This is a genomic window from Roseomonas nitratireducens (assembly GCF_017813355.1).
Classification (GTDB): domain Bacteria; phylum Pseudomonadota; class Alphaproteobacteria; order Acetobacterales; family Acetobacteraceae; genus Neoroseomonas; species Neoroseomonas nitratireducens.
In genome coordinates, this window is sequence record NZ_JAGIYZ010000036.1 from 12,775 (window position 1) to 29,287 (window position 16,513).

Below are 16,513 nucleotides of genomic sequence, written 5' to 3' on the forward strand. Positions count from 1 at the left end.
TCAGCCCTCCTTCTTGTCGATGCCGAGCTCGGACGAAAGCTTGTCGAGCTTCTCCTTGTCCTGCAGCACCTGCTCGAGAAGGCCTTCCAGCTCCTCGGACCGGTCGACCTTGGACATCAGGTCGCGCAGCTTGGCCCGCGTCTCCATCATCGCCTTCAGCGCCGGCACCTGCTCGGCCACCTTGGCGGGCTCGAAGTCCTCGATCGAGCGGAACTTCAGGTTGACCGCCATCTGGCTGCCGTCGCCGGCGAGCGTGTTGTCGACCTTGATGTTCAGGCCCGGCTGGATGCGGGCCATGACGTCGTTGAAGTTGTCGCGGTCGATCTGGACGAACTTGCGCTCGTTCAGCGGCTTCAGCGGTTCGGTCGGGTCGCCGGCGAAGTCGCCCATGATGCCGACCACGAAGGGCAGCTCGCGCTCGATCTGCGCGCCTTCGGTCTCGACCTCGTAGCTGATGTGGACGCGCGGCTTGCGGACCCGCGCGAGCTTGTCGTGCACGCTGCTCATTAGGCTTCCTCCTTGCGGGCGTGGTCCACGGCCCCGGGGTTTCCAATCGGCAACAAGATTACGCAGCGGCGCTGATCTGGGTCAACGCATCCGGATCACAGTCGCATGAAACTCTTCATTTATTACCCTTCCGGCAGGCGGATGCCGAGCGAGTTGAGCATCGCCTTGCGCGCCGCCTCGTCGGGCAGCACCTCGGCCAGCAGGTCCGGCAGCGGCATGCGCGCGCGCCGCACCGCGTCCTCCAGGGTGAAGGCGAGCGGCGAGTGCGGCTCGGTCTTGCGGAAGAAGGCCGCGATCTCCTCAAGCTGCTTGATGGCGTCGTCGCGCGTGCGCATCGGCCGCGGCCCCCCTCCCCCGCCCGGCGCGGCCACGCCGCCGCCTGCCGCCTCGACCGCGGCCTCCCCGGCCGCCTCCTCGCCCGCCGCTTCCTCGGACGCGGCGGCGGCGGGCGGGCCGGCGATCTTGTCGGCGATCTCGATCATCGCCTTCAGCACGTCGCTCACGCGCCGGGTCGAGGGCGCGTCGCCGCCGAAGCGCGCCGTGATGGCCTCGTCCATCGCGGTCCAGGCGGCGAGCGCGGTGCGGGCCGCGACGCCGGTCGCGCGCAGCGTCGCGACATCGGCCCGCGCCTCGTTCTGCAGCGCGTCCATCTTGGGGACGCCCTGCTTGTAGCGCGCCTCGCGCCGCGCCTCCTCGGCGATCATCGCCGTCTCCTCGGCGCGCTGCCAGAGGAAGAAGTCGCAGGGCGCGCCGTCGGCGCGGCGGAACAGCTGGTAGCGCCGGATCGGCGCCATCACCGTCCCGTCCGCCCCTTCGCCCGACAGGCCGCCCAGCGGGGCGCCGCGGCCGTCGATCCCGTCCTCGTCGTCCAGCCGCGGGAAGCCGTTGTCCCAGTACTGGGTGCACAGCCCGGCGATCACCGCCGCGCCGTCGGCCAGCCCCGCCAGCCCGTCGAGGCGCACGAGCGCCTCGGTCAGCCAGGAGGCGATCTCGAAATCCTTCGTCTTCCCGGACAGGCAATCGACGCCCAGCTTCTTCACGTCCCGCCAGGCGGCCTGGACGGTGGCCGGATCGGCATCGGGGTCGCCGCCGTCGATCGCGCGTTCCCCCGCGCGGGCGTCGTTCCGCTGCGTTCGGATCCGCTGATAGAGCGAGGTCGGCGAATAGTCCGGCCGCAGATCCTCACCCACCCCGTCGCCGCTCGACAGCGGCGCGAGCAAGCCATCGACATCGAGAACGCCAGCGCCCATCCGGACCCCCTTGTGACGCGCCGCACGCCGCACCGGGCGGCGACTGCTCGCGCCACGCTAGCACGCTGGACTCGTTTCGCACGCCCCCTTACCGTCCCGCCCGCGGGTGGATGAAGAGCCCGCGCGTTCAACGTGGAGTGCGTCCGAGATGGTGGCGATCGACCTCAAATCCCTCGTCGGGCGCATGAATGCGCTGACACGCCGACAGCTGGAGGCCGCGGCCGGCCTGACCCTGTCGCGCACCCACTACAACGTCGAGATCGAGCACGTGCTGCTCAAGCTCGTCGAGACCTCCGGGTCCGACGTCTCGGCGGTGCTGCGCAAGGGCGGCGTCGATGCCGGCCGTGTCGCCAACGAGATCACCCGCGCGCTCGACCGCTTCAAGACCGGCAATGCGCGCGCCCCCGCCCTGTCGCCCGACATCGTCACCTGGCTGCGCGAGGCCTGGCTGCTGACGAGCCTCGAGAGCGGCAGCCAGAAGATCCGCTCCGGCCACCTGCTCGCCGCGCTGCTGAACGACGATGCGCTCGGCCGCACCGTCAAGGAAAGCGCGCCGTCGCTGCTCAACCTGCCCGCCGACGCGGTGCGGCGGAACCTCGGCGAGATGGCCGAGGGCAGCGAGGAAGCGGCCGAAGCGAGCACCGAGAGCGCCTCCGGCCCCGGCGGCGCAGGCGCCCCGGCGGGCGAGGCGCCGCGCTCGGGCGGGCCGCTCGACCAGTTCTGCACGGAACTCGTCGCGCAGGCCAAGTCGGGCAAGATCGACCCGATCCTCGGCCGCGACGGGGAGATCCGCCAGATGGTGGATATCCTGACGCGCCGCCGGCAGAACAACCCGATCCTCACCGGCGAGGCCGGCGTGGGCAAGACCGCGGTGGTCGAGGGCCTGGCCCTGCGCATCGCCGCCGGCGACGTCCCCGACGCACTGAAGGGGGTGAAGCTCTACTCGCTCGACATGGGCCTGCTGCAGGCGGGTGCGGGCGTGAAGGGCGAGTTCGAGAACCGCCTCAAGGGCGTCATCGACGCGGTGAAGTCCTCCCCCACCCCGATCGTCATGTTCATCGACGAGGCGCATACGCTGATCGGCGCCGGCGGTGCCGCCGGGCAGAACGACGCGGCGAACCTGCTGAAGCCGGCGCTGGCCCGCGGCGAGATGCGCTGCATCGCGGCCACCACCTGGGCCGAGTACAAGAAGTACTTCGAGAAGGACGCCGCGCTGACCCGCCGCTTCCAGGTGGTGAAGGTCGAGGAACCGTCCGAACCGCTCGCCTGCGCCATGCTGCGCGGCCTGGTCGGCACGCTCGAAAAGCACCACGGCGTGCGCATCCTCGATGAAGCGATCACCCAGGCGGTGAAGCTGTCGGCGCGCTACATCCCCGCCCGCCAGCTGCCCGACAAGGGCGTGTCGCTGCTGGACACCGCCTGCGCGCGCGTGGGCATGTCCCAGGCCGCGATCCCCGCCCCGGTCGAGGACCGCCAGCGGCGCCTCGCCCTGATCGACACCGAGCTCGCCGCCATCAAGCGCGAGGAGGCGACCGGCACCGACCACGAGGCGCGGCGCGTCGCGCTCGAGCAGGAGCACGCCAAGGTCTCCGCCGAACTCGGCGAGGTGATGAACCGCTGGGAGGAGGAGAAGGTGCTCGTCGCGAAGATGCGCGACCTGCGCCACCAGATCGAGGCCGCCGCGGTGCCGATGCCCGGCCCCGACGGCAAGCCCGCCGAGCCGGTGGATACGGAAGCGCTGAAGAAGGAACTCGGCGAGACCGCGGCCACGCTGCACAAGCTGCAGGGCGAGGAGCCGCTGGTCTTCCCGGTGGTGGACGGCCAGGCGGTCGCCGACGTGGTCGGCACCTGGACCGGCATCCCGGTCGGCCGGATGGTGTCCGACGAGATCAACACGGTCCTCAAGCTCAAGGACCACCTGATGGAACGCGTGGTCGGCCAGGACCACGCGCTGGACGCGATCGCGCAGGCGATCCGCACCTCCCGCGCCGGGCTGACCGACCCGCGCAAGCCGATCGGCGTCTTCCTGATGGCCGGCACCTCCGGCGTCGGCAAGACGGAGACGGCGCTCGCGGTCGCCGACCTGCTCTATGGCGGCGAGCAGAACATGACCACCATCAACATGAGCGAGTTCAAGGAGGAGCATAAGGTCTCGCTCCTGATGGGCTCGCCCCCGGGCTATGTCGGCTACGGCGAAGGCGGCGTGCTGACCGAGGCGGTGCGCCGCCGCCCCTACTCCGTCGTCCTGCTGGACGAGATGGAGAAGGCGCATCCCGGCGTGCAGGACGTCTTCTTCCAGGTCTTCGACAAGGGCGCGATGAAGGACGGCGAGGGTCGCGACATCGACTTCCGCAACACCGTCATCATCATGACGTCGAACGCCGGCACGGACACGATCGACAAGCTCTGCGCCGATCCCGAGATGGCGCCCGAGCCCAACGAGCTGCGCGAAGCGCTGATGCCGGACCTGCTCAAGTCCTTCAAGCCGGCCTTCCTCGGCCGCACCAACGTGGTGATCTACTATCCGCTGCCGCCGGAGATCCTCAAGAAGATCACCGGGCTCAAGCTGCGCAGCATCGGCAAGCGGCTCAAGGAAGCCTACAACGTGCCGCTGCAGGTGGACGACGCCGTGGTCGACGCCATCGTCGAGCGCTGCAAGGAAGTCTCCTCGGGCGCGCGCAACATCGACAACATCCTCAGCCGCACCGTGCTGCCGGAACTCTCGGCGCGCATCCTGGGGCGCCTGGCGGAAGGCCACGAGATCACGCATGTCCGCGTCGGCATGGGTGAGGACGGCAACTTCAGCTACGACATCGGCTGACGGCGCGCGGGCCGGCGCACGCCCGGCCCGCCGCGGCGGCCCGTGAAGATTCCGCGACAGGCCATCATCGGTGCAGACCCCGCGTCCTTCCTCGCCGAGCATCCGGCCGCGCCGTTCCGCGCGGCGTCCGCGCATTCTCTCGCCGCGCCGGCGTGGCGGTGAAATCCTTCAGCGGATGGTGACGCGGAGTGATCAGAGTCCGTTCCGCCGCGCAAGCGGCTGAGGTATAGAATCACCCATCGGAAGGCGGCATCGGGCCACCTTCCGGGGGCAGGATGGGAAAGGGAAATACAGATGACGATCGTTGTGCAGTACGAGGGCATCCCCGGCGAGTCGACCATTCAGGGGTTCGAGAAGTACATCGAGGTCGACAGCTTCCAGCTCGGCGTCGGGCGTCACATCGCCTCGGCGTTCGGCACCTCCACCCGTGAAGGTGGCATCGTGTCGATCAGCGAGATCACCGTCGTGAAGAAGACCGACGGGACCTCGGTGAAGCTGTTCGAAGAAGCCTGCATGGGCAAGCTGAACAAGAAGGTCGACTTCAAGTTCCTCCGCACCGGCTCGGGCGCTCCGCAGGAATTCCTGGCCTTCGAGACGAACGGCACGGGCATCTCCGGCCTCAGCTTCTCCGCCTCCGGCGGTGGCGACAGCCGCCCGATGGAAAGCCTGAGCTTCAACTTCGACAAGATCAGCATCAAGTACAACCCGATCGGCGACGACTTCTCGGGCAGCCCGGCGACCTGGGGCTGGGACCTCGCGAAGGCCGCGAAGCTCTGATCGCCCGGCGCCGGCCCCAGGCGGGCCGGCGCCCTGCCCTGCAAGGCACCCCGTGCCGCCCGGAGCGATCCGGGCGGCACTTGCTTGAAGGCCCCCGCCCAGGAAGGCGACCGCCATGCCCAGCGGCCAGACATCGATCTACATGTGCTTCGGCGACGTGCGCGGCGACGTGCAGGTGCCGGGACAGATCTCCAAGGCGCCCGCGAGCGGCGGCTGGATGACGCTGCTGTCGGTCGAGTTCGCCGCGCATGTGAACTACGGGCAGCGCACCGCGGCCTTCAAGGAAGGCAGCGACGCGACGCCGCTCCGCGTCACCAAGGAAACCGACAGCTCCTCCACCGGCATGCTGCGCAACGCGCTGCTGGGGGCGCACGACAAGGGCGTCGCCATCGTCTTCCTGCGCACCAGCGACGGCGAGGCGCCGCAGGAATACATGCGGCTCGAACTCGTCAACGCCGGCATCACCGACTTCTCGATCGAGGGCGGGGCCGATGAACGCTCGACGGAATCCTACGCGATCACCTTCGCCGAGATCACGGTGATCACCTGGATCCACGATGGCAGCGCGCGCGGCTCGCAGGCCGTCGCCATCATCCAGAACCGGCCCTGAGCCGGTCCCGCAGGCAGGAGAAGCGCCATGCCGGTCCTCATGCAGATGCCCGGGGTCACCGGGGAATCCACGATCGCCGGCTATGAAGGCTGGCTCGAGCTGAAGCGCTTCGCCTGGGGCGGCACGCGCCCCTATCGCGGCGAGGGCGCGGGCGGCGCCCGCACCACGCGCGTGCTCGGCGCGCAGCTGCGCAACGTGACCGCCGCGCGGCTGGTCGATTCAAGTTCGGGCGCGATCTGGCTCGCGATGATCGGGTTTACGACGCTCACGCCGGTGAAGTTCGTCTGGCTGCGCACGGGCTCGGACCAGCTGGTGAAGTACTTCTCCTCGACGCTGATCGGCGCGCGCATCACCAGCATCAGCGAGACATCGGGCGGCGACCGGCCCCTCGAGCAGATCGAGCTGCTCTACCAGGAGATCGAGTTCGCCACTTCCGACGTCGGCGACGACCTGTCGGGCGTGCAGGACATCGTCAGCTACAAGATCGGCGCGCACAGCGCCTGAACGCCGGGGGCGCGGCCGGCCCGCGCGGCCTTGTCGGCGAAGTCCCGCGCCGCAGGACGAAGTCCGATCGGCCGTCCCCTGCCGATCGGAAACTACTCTAGGCCACGCAATCCACGCCGACCGCGCTGACATTGTCCCGCGCGCCGCGGCCGACCGCCTCGGTGACGATCGCCGCGGCATCCGCGCCGCCGGCCAGCATCGCCGTGATCTCGGCCTCCGCCATCGTCTTGAACAGCCCGTCCGTGCACAGCAGGAAGCGGTCGCCCGCGGCGATCCGGCCCGAGATCTTGTCGAGCTCGAGTTCCCCCTGCGCGCCGACCGCGCGGGTGATGACGTTCGCCTGCGGGTGGCTCTCCGCCTCCTCCTCCCGCAGCGTGCCCTGGTCGACAAGTTCCTGCACCAGGCTGTGGTCGCGCGTGACGCGCGACAGCATCCCCTGCCGCAGCAGGTAGCCGCGCGAATCACCGGCCCAGAGCATCGCGAAATGCTCGCCGCGCGACAGCATCACGACGACGGTCGACGCGAGGATGCGCCCCGGCCCGCGCCGCGCCGCTTCCTCCTGCAGCTCGGCATGCACGGCGCCCAGCCGCAGCCGCACCTGCGCGAGCAGTTCCGCCGCCGACAGGCCGGGCGGGATCACCTGCAGCGCCGCGATGATCGCCGCCGAGGCGACATCGCCCGCCCCATGCCCGCCCGCGCCGTCCGCCACGGCCCAGAGGCCGAGATCGGGGCGGTCGAGCAGCGCGTCCTCGTTGCGCGGCCTGACCGCGCCGGCATGGGTGGCGGCATGGGAGGCGAGGCGCCAGGTCATGCGTGGGCTTCCAGCAGGCAGGCGAAATCGGATGGCGCCGGCAGTGCCGGCAGCGCCCAGACCATGGGCGGCAGGCGCGCGGCGCCGCGTGTCCACCAGCCGCCGCCATCCGGGGCGGGCGGCGCGGTGGGCTCAGGCGCGAGGAGATCCGCCCGCGACGCGTCCGGCGGGTCGGCGGGCTCGAAGGCAAAGGGCGGGAAGGGATCGGCGCGCGGCGCCTCCGCGCCCCCGGCCGCGATCAGCGTGCCGAGCGGATCGGCGGGTTCCACCGGGTCGGGCATGGGCGCGATCAGGTCCGTCGTGTCGCCGGGCGGCGCCGCCGCCGCGCCCGCGCCGATCAGCGCGGCGAGCGGGTCCGGCGCGTCTTCCTCCGGGGCGGGCGGGGCGAAGGCGTCGGGCAGGTCCTGGCGGCCGGCGCCGATCAGCGCGGCAAGCGGGTCGGCGGCCTCGTCCCCCGATGGCAGGGGCGCGATCGCGTCCAGCGTCTCCCCGGCCTTCGCGGCGGCGCCGCCGAGCAGCAGCGCGACCGGGTCGGGCGCGGCCTGCGCATCCGCCGCCGGCGCGCCGCCGAGCAGCAGCGACAGCGCGTCGTCCGGCGCGTCGTCGGACAGGATCGCCGGGGCGCCGGCGCCATCCGTGAACGGCGCGGAAGCCTCGCCCAGGACCGGCGGGCCGGCCGGCTGCTCGCGGACGGAGGACGCGCCGCCGCCGGTCAGGATCGCCAGCACGTCATCCCCCTCCCCCGCGACTGGCGTGCCCTCGGCCGCGGCCCAGAAGGGCGTGGCGGGAATGCTGGCGGCGGGCGGCGCGATGCGCGCCGGATCCTGGGCGGGCGCAGCGAAGGGCAGCCCGTCCTCGACGATGCCCGCCGGCGCCGGCGGGTAGGCGTCCGCCGGCGCGGCCGGGTCGGGGATGGCAGCACACAGCGCATCGGCATCCGCCGTGCCCGCGCGGCCGGCGCAGGCGACGGCCTCCACGCGCTCGAACCAGGCGGGGCCGGGCATGGGCTCGCCGGGGGCCAGCAGCGTGGCCAGCGTGATGGGAAAGCGTCGTCCCACCGTGTCCTCGCTCGGCAGCATCACGCCCGCCACGGCATCGGGGCCGCAGGCGCCGGCGGGCAGGGCGAAGCGCCAGGGCGGCGCTGCGTCCCAGGCCTCCGCCCAGCGCGGGCCGAGCGCGTCCCGCGCCGCCGCCACGGCGTCCTGCAGCCAGGAATCCCACGGGCCGACGAAGCTCGACGGCAGGCCCCGGCGCACGAAATCGCCATGCGCCGGCACCTTGCCGAAGAGGCCCGTCAGGGGGCGAGCGTCGGGCATCGGAACTCCTGCAGTTCCCGCAGGCCGAAGGGATGCTGCGTACTGCCCGCGCGCAGTTCGAAGTCCATCGCCCTTTCGCCGTGCCGGACCACGAGCCGGAGCCGTTCGCGCGCCGGCGTCGCCGTCAGCGTGCTGTTGCGCCGCATCACCAGCCGCAGCGCCGACCAGGCGCCGTCATAGGCGAGCGGCCCGGCCGAGGAGGGCGGATCGAAGGTCAGCGTCGTGTTGCCCCGCGCCGGCCAGGCGAGCGCGATGGGGCGGGAGGAACCGCCCTGCGCGATCTCGTTCCGCGCGCCCTCGGCTTCCAGCACCGCCGACAGCGCCCCGGGATCCATGCCGCGCGGCACGAGCTCGAAGCGCAGCCCGATCGAGGCGACGGAGGGGAAGAAGGCGTCCCGGATCGCCCGCGCGCGCTGGAACTGCATCAGGTCCGCGGCGCTGATCGGCGGCGGCAGGCCATCGGTCGCCACCGGCCGCCAGGGCAGGCTGGTGATGTCGACATACTGCCGCACGTTCTGGGTGAAGAACTGGTCGAAGACGCCCCCGGGGCCGAACAGCCGCATGAAGTCGTCGACCGGCAGGTCCTCCCCGTTGATGTTGAAGGGGAAGCGCTGGTCGAGCCCGCGGCAGAAGGGGGCGAGTTGCTGCGCGCCGGCAGCGGCCAGCGCCGCCTTCGCCCCGCCGCCACGCGCGGCGGCCGTCGCGGTGACCATGCCGTTCATCCAGCGCTGCAGCGGCTGCGGCTGGCGCGCGGCTTCCGCCTGCAGGCGCTGGCCGGGGTCGAGCCCCGCGGCCGGCGGCGGCAGCGTGCCGGGCGGTGCGGTCGCCAGTCGCTGCACCTGCACGAACAGGTCGTTGACGATGCGCAGCACGCCATCGACGGGTTCCCCGGCGGAAGCGCGCACCGCCTCGAACCGCGCCTCGACGATCTCGGCGACGGGCTCGGCGCCGGTGGGTTCGGCCGGGGCCGCCGGCTGGCCGGCCGCCGCGGCGGGGCGCGGCTGCGCGCCCGGCCGCGTCCAGCCCTGCGGCGGCGTGCCAACCGACAATTGCCGCGCGATCGCGCGCAGCAGGTCCTTCATCGGCGAATTGGGCGCGCCGAGAATGTTCAGCGCCTCCGCCTGCTGGGCCAGCGCCGGCGGCAGCGGGGCGAGGTTCAGGTCGTCCAGCATCCCCTGCCACGCGCGCACGTATTCCTGCGCGTAGAGCCGGAGCACCTGCTGTTCCAGCTGCACCGGGTCGTCGCCGCCGACATTGCCGCCGCCCTCGGCGCCGAGCACCCAGTATTCGGCGACACCCTGGCGCACGGTCTGGCCGAGCACCGGCAGCAGGCCGCGATACAGCCCGTCCACCGTGTAGATGCCGGGGATGCCTTCCGTCAGCGCGGTGCCGGAGGCGCGCAGGAAATAGCGCTGCCCGGCCGCGCCGATCGCGTCCGCCGGCCGCCAGGGCGCGATGTTCTGCGACGCGACGGCCGATTGCAGGCGGGAGAACACCCGGTCCGACAACGGCAGGCGGGAGAAGATGCGCCGCGACGCGTCCACCAGCGCCCCATCGACCGGATAGCGGTGGAAGTTGCGCGCGAGCGTCGCCTCGAGGTGCCCCATCAGCGCGTCGCGCACCGGCTGGTTCACCGCGCCGGGGAAGGCGCGCAGCCAGTCGCGCGCGAACCACAGCTTCACCGTCTCGAGGTCGAGCGGCCCCTCCTGGCCGAGCATCAGGTAGGCGCGCGTCGCCTCGTAGAGTTCATCCGGGCGCTGGAAGGAGGCGCGCATGACGATTTCGAGCCGCGCGAGCAGGCGCGGCAGGAAGGACCGGTCGAGCGCGCGGCGATAGGCGGCGTTCGCCCCCGCCAGCAGCTTGTCCTCCTGGCTCAGCCCCAGTGCCGCGCCGTCGCCCTGCGCCGCCGGCGGCAGGTCCCGCGCCGCATCCAGGTAGGGGAGGATGCGGCGGAACTCGGCATCCGTGACGCGCTCGAAGGGGATGCCCTGGGCCGCCTGCTCGGCCTTGCCGATCTGCGCGGCGAGCCGCGCGGCGCGGTCCTGTTCCGCGCTCCAGGCCATGTAGCCGTAGCCGAAGCCGCCGGCCGTGATCAGCGCGGCAAGGCCCCAGGCGGTGGCGGCGATGATGCGCCGGCGCTTGGCCGCCTTGCGGTCGCCGGATGCGAGCCGCGCCTCGTTGAACACCACGTCGCGCAGCAGGCGCGTGATGAAGTAGGCGCGCCCCTTCTGCTGCATCACCGCCGCCGGGCGGCGCGGGTCGAGCCCGAAGGACCGCGACAGCGCGCCGGCGAGCCGGTCCAGCGGGCTGCCTTCCTGCGTGCCGGAGGTGAAGTAGACGCCCCGCAGCATCGGCGCGGGGTCGAGCCTCGTGCCGCCGAAGGCCGCCGCGACGAAGGCGCCGAGCGGCCCTTCGAGCGAGGCGAACTGCGCCGGGAAGCCGGCCAGCGCCGTGCGCTGCTGCGGGCCCCGTTCCTGCTGGAGCCGTTCCAGCACGCGGTCCTGCACGCGGGCGAGCAGGGCCTGGAATTCCTCCCCGAACTTCGCGGCGTGCCCGGCCTCCCCGCCGCCCTCGGCGGGGAAGGTGAAGCCCCAGACCTGCTCGCGCGCGGTCTTGTCGAGGTCGTCGTAGAATTCCATGAAGCCGGCGAGAAGGTCCGACTTGCTGACCATGAAGTAGACCGGCAGGCGCTGGCCGAGCTTTTCCTCGAGTTCCTTGATGCGGCGGCGGACGGTGCGCGCATGCGCCTCCCGCTCCGGCTGGCCGAGGCGGGAGATCATGTCCACGCCGAAGGTCACCAGCACGCCGTTCAGCGGCAGCTTCGGCCGGTTCTTCTTGAGCAGGCCGAGGAAGCGCTCCCAGCCCTGCTTGTCGGCGGAGGCGTCGGAATCCTGCGTGGTGTAGCGCCCGGCCGTGTCGATCAGCACCGCCTGGTCGGTCAGCCACCATTCGCAGAAGCGCGTGCCGCCCACGCCCTGCAGCTTGCCGCCGTCGGAGAGCGGGAAGTCGAGCCCGGAATTCGCCAGCGCCGTCGTCTTGCCCGATCCCGGCGGGCCGATGATGACGTACCAGGGCTGTTCGTAGAGGAACCCGCCCTTCTTCTTGGAGGAGGACTTCAGCCGGTCGAGCGCGGCGGTCAGCCGCTCGCGCATCTCGGCCTCTTCCTCCGCCGCGCGGTCGGCGCCGGGGTCGGCGGCGGCGATGCCCGCGACGAGCATCGCATCGCGCGAGAGCTTGCGCCGTTCCAGCACCCAGATGACGACGAGGCAGACGACGAAGAGGACGCCGCACACGATCATGCGGCTGATCTCGGTCTCCAGCGGGCGGACATCGCCGAAGGAGAGCAGCGGCCCGAACAGCCAGACGATCGGCACGAGCAGGGAGACGGCGAGCAGCGCCGCCAGCGCGCGCCCGGTCAGGAACGGGCGGAAGACCTCAAGCGCCTGCATCTCAGTTCGTCCCCCGCAGCAGCACCACCTCGATGCGGCGGTTCTCCTCGCGCCCTTCCGCCGTGCGGTTGTCCGCGATCGGCTCGGCGTCGGCGCGGCCTTCGGTGGTGAAGCGACCGGCATTGCCCGTGGCCGCCGCGATGATCGCGCTCGCCGCGTCGGCCCGCGCGGCCGAGAGGTGGAAGTTGGACGGGAAGCGCACGGTGCGGATCGGCTGGTTGTCCGAATGGCCGATCACCTGCACGCGGCCGGGTTCCGTCCGCAGCCCCTGCCCCACGCGCTCGAGGATCGGCACGAAGCGCGGTTCCACCGTCGCGGAGCCCGAGGCGAACATGCCGCGGCTCTTGAGCCGGACGGTCACCGACCGCCCGTCGCCGAAGACGGTCAGCAGGCCCTGGTCGATCTCGGGCTTGAGGAATTCCCGCAGCGTGACGAGGAAATCCGGCCGCGGCGGCGGCAGCGCCGCGGGCGGCGGCGGCGGCGGCGCGGGCGGGCGCGGTGGTGCGACGCGCTCGATCTCCGGCGGGCGGCCCGGCGGCAGCGCGGCGAGCCTCTCGTACAGCCCGTCGGACCCCTCGTTCATCGCATTGGCGAGCCAGGCGTAGCCCATGCCGAGCGCGAAGACCGCGACGCAGGCCGCGACCCAGGCGGGGATGCCGCGCGACGGCCCGCGATGGGGCGCATCGACGCCCTTCCAGCGCGGCGAGAGTTCGCGTTCCCAGGGCGGGCGCACCTGCGTGAGAAGCTGGTAGAGCCCGGTGCGGATCTGGTCGAGTTCCGACTGCCCACGCGGCGAGAGCCGGTAGCGCCCCTGGAAGCCGAGTGCCAGGGACAGGTAGCTGACCTCCAGCGCGTCCCGCCAGCGCCCCGGGTCCTTCTGCATCCCCGCCAGCACGTCGAAGAAGCGGTCGCCGGACTTCACTTCCTGGTGGAAGGTCGCGACCAGCGACTGCACCGACCAGACGCTGCCCTGCCCCCAATTGGTGGACAGCACCACGTCGTCGAGGCTGGCGCAGAGGATGTAGTGCGCGGCGCGCACCTGCTCGGCGCTGATGCCGGCGTCGCGCGCGTCGATCTCGAACTGGCGGAAGCCGCGGATCGCGCGCTCGCGCAACTCCTCGCCCGAGGGCTGCGCGGCTACGCCCGCGGTGGCGAGGCGCGCGAGCAGGTCGAGCAGCGGCTGCGCCGCGGCGGCGAGCGGGCCGATGCCGACCTTGGGCACCGCCTCCGCCTCCCCCGCCAGGCGGGGCGCCGCCTCGGCGCGCGGGGCGGCGGGGCCGCCGGCGCCGGGCAGGCCGCCCATGCCGCCGACCGGCGCGCCCATCCCCCCGGGCGGCGCGAAGGGCTGCGCCTGCGGGAAGGCCGGCTGCGGCCGTGGCGGCGGCGCGGCGCCGCCCGGGCCACGGACGACCGTGCGGTCGCTGTCGTTCGGCTCGGCGAAGGGATTGTCGCTCATCGCGCGCGGTCCTTCGGGTCAGGTCGGGGCCGGCAGGGGGTCAGCCCCTGATCGCCCAGAGTTCCATCTTGAGGTTCGGGAAGTCGCCGGAGACATGGATGGCGAAGGCGCCCGAATTCTGCATCTGCGCCCAGTGCGGGCTGCCGCGGTCCAGCTCGAAATAGACCGCGGCGGCGTGGAAGGGGATCTGCCGCGGCGCGACGGGCAGCGGCCGCACCTGGATGCCCGGAAGTGCGACGTTCACCAGTTCGCGGATGTGCTCGACCGCGCCGATCTTCACCTGGTTGGGGAAGACGCGGCGCAGTTGCTCGCTCGGCAGGTCGGCCTGCACGGTCAGCACGAACTGGCTCGCGCGCAGCAGGTTGCGGTCGACGATGGGGCCGACGCGCACGCCGAACTGGCGTTCCTGCAGCGGGATCGACACCGCGTTGGTCTCGAGCACCATCGACAGCGAGCGCCGCAGGTCCGACACCACCGGCGCGAAGGACCGCTGCAGGTCGTCGTGGCGATAGGCCGGATAGGTCGCGGCCATGCGCTTGGGATCGGTGAAGGTGGCGAGTTCGCCCGCCAGCTGCACCAGCGCGGCATAGAGCGATTCCGGATGCACATTGCCCGCATCGGCCCAGTGCGCGAGCAGCGGCTGCCAGCGATTGACCGCCTGCAGCAGCAGGAAGTCCGCCACTTCCGCCACCCCGCGCGCGCCCGGCTGGGACAGCCGCGCGCCGAGCGCTTCCGCCCGCTGGCCGAGCATGCCCACCAGCTCGCCCACCAGGTTCGCGAGCGGTGGCGTGGCCGAGACGCGCAGGCAGGGCGGGATGAAGCGTTCATCCACCATCACGCGCCGGTCGGCCTGCACTTCCACCACGCGGGCAAGGCCGATGGTGCTGAAGCCGGCGCGTTCCTCGGTTTCCAGCATGAAGCGCAGCCGCGGGCGGCCGACCTGCAGTTCGGCCGGCACGGTCGCGTCGGAATGCGTGTCGAAGGCCTCGAAGCCGCGCATCGCGTAGCGCGCGGTCGCCATGTCGGGGCCTTCGGAGAAGGCGATCTCCGGGCTACCCGGCTGGCGGACCGGCAGGGCGAGGTAGACGACGCAGTTGCGCGTGCCTTCCGGCAGGTCGAGCGGCGTCGGCTGGTCCGCATGGCCGGGCACGGAAAAGGCCGTGCCGTCCTCCATCACCCCGGTGGCGGAGGCGATGGCGAACTTGCCGGCGGCCAGCAGGTCACGGTCGAGCGAGAGTTCCGTGATGCCCCAGGGATGCGGGCGCAGCGGCGCGGCGCGCGCCTGCAGCATCCATTCGGCGTGACGGTCCTGCTGCTGGAAGTGCTGGGCACGGAGGAACATGCCCTCCTGCCAGACAACCTTGTCGTGCCACAGCATCCCAGCCCCGCCCTTTCCTGCCCTGGCCTAGTGGTCCCGCCGCGACGCCTGTTCGTAGGCGCGCGCGAATTCCTTGCCGAAGGCGCTGTCGAAATCGTCGTCGAACTGCTCGGTCACCTGCTGGTGCAGGCGCTTGTAGGCGTCCCACAACCGCTTGTCCTTGCTGGCGAACAGGCCGCCGCCGCCGCTGTCCTGCCCCTCGATCCCCTCGGGTGCCAGGCGGGCGAGCAGCGCGCGCGCGGCCGCCTGCGTCGCGGCCAGCGTGGCGACCTGGTGCGCCGTCAGGTCCTCGACCGTCTCGCGCACCGCGCGCGGGCCGGTCTGCGCGCCGGCGGTCAGCAGCGCGGTCAGCGCCTGTTCGTCCGAGGCGGCGAACTTCACCGGGTTGTTGCCGGCCGAGCGCAGCATGGTCTGCTCGATGCGGAATTCGCGCTTCACGTCGGCGCGCGCGATCAGCAATTGCCGCAGCCCCGAGACCGCGGCGTGCAGCGCGGCGCCGAGCGCGCGCAGCGCCGCTTCCGGGTCGGTGTTCGCCGCGAGATGCGCGGGCAGCCCCGCGCCGGCGAGGAAGGCGGCCAGCCCCGCGTCGGCGCCACCGCCGCTGCGTGGTGCGGCGGGCGGCGCCTCGGCGGCCGGGGGTGGCGGTGGCGGGGCACGCGGCGGCGGCGGCGGTTCCGCGAAGGGATCTGCCGAGGCCGCGACATGCGGCGGCGCCACGGGCGGATGCGCCACGGGGGGCGCGACCGGCGGGGCCATGGCGGGCACGGCGGCGAAGGGGTCCGGCGCGCCCGAAGCCGGCGGCGGGGCATAGGGCGCGTGCGGCGGCGCGCCATGGCCGGGCGGGGCGGCGAAGGGATCGGCCGGCGGCGGATGGGCGGCGCCCGGCGGGACCGGGGCATAGGCCGCAGGCGGCGCCGCGAAGGGATCGGGCCCGACGGCCGGCGGCGCGGCGGCGGGCGGCGGCGCATAGGCGGTGGGCGTCGCCGCTGGCGGCGCGGAAAATGGCGGGGCCGCTGGCGGCGCGGAATAGGGCGGGGCGGCGGGGGTCGCGGCGTATGGCGGGGCCGCGGGCGGCGGAGAATAGGGCGGGGCCGCGGGCGGCGCGGAGTACGGCGTCGCGGTCGGCGGCGCGACGTGAGGCGGTGCCACCGGCGGCGCCGCGAAGGGGTCCGCCACGGGCTTCGCGGCCCCCGCGCCGGGCGCGAGGTCGAAGTTCCAGTCGTCCGGGATCCGCCCGCCCGCGCCGGCGCCGGGCGCGGGCGGCGGCGGCGCCTGCGGGGTCGATGGCGTCGGCCCCACATCCCAGCTGTCCGGCAGGGCCGAGATCTGCTGCATCGGCTTGGGCGGCAGGAAGGCGTCGGAGGTCGAGGAACGATGGTCCGGCATGGCCGGGCCCTCGTTGAACGGGTCGAAATCGGCCGGCAGGCCGGTCCCGCTCGGCAGGCCGGGCGTGCCCGCGGCCGGTGGCCTCGCGCCGAGGAAGGGGTCGCCCGGCAGGCGCGGCTGCAGCGGTTCGTCGCGCGGCGGCGGCGCGCCCCAGGCGGGTTGCTCGGCCGGCTGGCCCCAGGCGGGCTGTTCGGGCGCCTGGCCCCAGGCGCCGGGCGGCGGCGCGGCCGGGCCGGCGGCCCAGGCGG

General features: G+C 72.8%; 12 protein-coding genes. 4 read left to right on the plus strand and 8 right to left on the minus strand.

Going from position 1 to position 16,513, the window contains the following annotated elements; all coding sequences use genetic code 11:
• Both tssB and tssA read right to left on the minus strand, forming a co-directional pair.
• Entirely contained in the window at window positions 1–507 is a 507-nt protein-coding gene (gene tssB, locus J5Y09_RS22730) for a type VI secretion system contractile sheath small subunit (protein ID WP_209354150.1), read from the minus strand.
• A gap of 122 nt (window positions 508–629) precedes the next feature.
• Entirely contained in the window at window positions 630–1,757 is a 1,128-nt protein-coding gene (tssA, locus tag J5Y09_RS22735) for a type VI secretion system protein TssA (protein ID WP_209354151.1), read from the minus strand.
• A gap of 148 nt (window positions 1,758–1,905) precedes the next feature.
• Between tssA and tssH the strand changes: the two genes are divergently transcribed.
• The 4 genes from tssH (at window position 1,906) to J5Y09_RS22755 (ending at window position 6,469) form a co-directional block, all read left to right on the plus strand.
• Window positions 1,906–4,578 (plus strand): type VI secretion system ATPase TssH, encoded by a 2,673-nt coding sequence (gene tssH, locus J5Y09_RS22740; RefSeq protein WP_209354152.1) that lies wholly within the window; start codon window positions 1,906–1,908, stop codon window positions 4,576–4,578.
• 294 nt (window positions 4,579–4,872) lie between these two features.
• The gene (locus J5Y09_RS22745; protein ID WP_209354153.1) at window positions 4,873–5,355 is read left to right on the plus strand and encodes an Hcp family type VI secretion system effector; all 483 of its coding nucleotides are present in this window, start codon (window positions 4,873–4,875) and stop codon (window positions 5,353–5,355) included.
• Between the two features lie 115 nt (window positions 5,356–5,470).
• Entirely contained in the window at window positions 5,471–5,965 is a 495-nt protein-coding gene (locus J5Y09_RS22750; protein WP_209354154.1) for a type VI secretion system tube protein Hcp, read from the plus strand.
• A 27-nt stretch (window positions 5,966–5,992) separates the two neighbouring features.
• Window positions 5,993–6,469 (plus strand): Hcp family type VI secretion system effector, encoded by a 477-nt coding sequence (locus tag J5Y09_RS22755; protein ID WP_209354155.1) that lies wholly within the window; start codon window positions 5,993–5,995, stop codon window positions 6,467–6,469.
• Between the two features lie 97 nt (window positions 6,470–6,566).
• Here J5Y09_RS22755 and J5Y09_RS22760 read toward each other — a convergent pair whose 3' ends face one another.
• The 6 genes from J5Y09_RS22760 to tagH all read right to left on the minus strand — a co-directional run.
• On the minus strand, window positions 6,567–7,280 hold the full coding sequence (locus J5Y09_RS22760; protein ID WP_209354156.1) for a PP2C family protein-serine/threonine phosphatase: 714 nt from the start codon (window positions 7,278–7,280) through the stop codon (window positions 6,567–6,569).
• Window positions 7,277–8,596: a type VI secretion system-associated protein TagF gene (tagF, locus tag J5Y09_RS22765; RefSeq protein WP_209354157.1), complete on the minus strand. Its 1,320-nt coding sequence runs from the start codon at window positions 8,594–8,596 to the stop codon at window positions 7,277–7,279. The genes J5Y09_RS22760 and tagF overlap by 4 nt, the downstream gene beginning before the upstream one ends.
• Window positions 8,575–12,045, minus strand: coding sequence for a type VI secretion system membrane subunit TssM (tssM, locus tag J5Y09_RS22770; RefSeq protein ID WP_209354158.1), 3,471 nt, complete (start codon window positions 12,043–12,045; stop codon window positions 8,575–8,577). The genes tagF and tssM overlap by 22 nt, the downstream gene beginning before the upstream one ends.
• 1 nt (window position 12,046) lies before the next feature.
• Window positions 12,047–13,501 (minus strand): type VI secretion system protein TssL, long form, encoded by a 1,455-nt coding sequence (gene tssL, locus J5Y09_RS22775; protein WP_209354159.1) that lies wholly within the window; start codon window positions 13,499–13,501, stop codon window positions 12,047–12,049.
• Between the two features lie 40 nt (window positions 13,502–13,541).
• A complete protein-coding gene (gene tssK / locus J5Y09_RS22780) occupies window positions 13,542–14,879 on the minus strand; it encodes a type VI secretion system baseplate subunit TssK (RefSeq protein ID WP_209354160.1) in 1,338 nt (445 codons plus the stop codon).
• A gap of 27 nt (window positions 14,880–14,906) precedes the next feature.
• Window positions 14,907–16,513: type VI secretion system-associated FHA domain protein TagH (gene tagH, locus J5Y09_RS22785; RefSeq protein WP_209354161.1), on the minus strand; the 1,607-nt coding region annotated here is incomplete at its 5' end.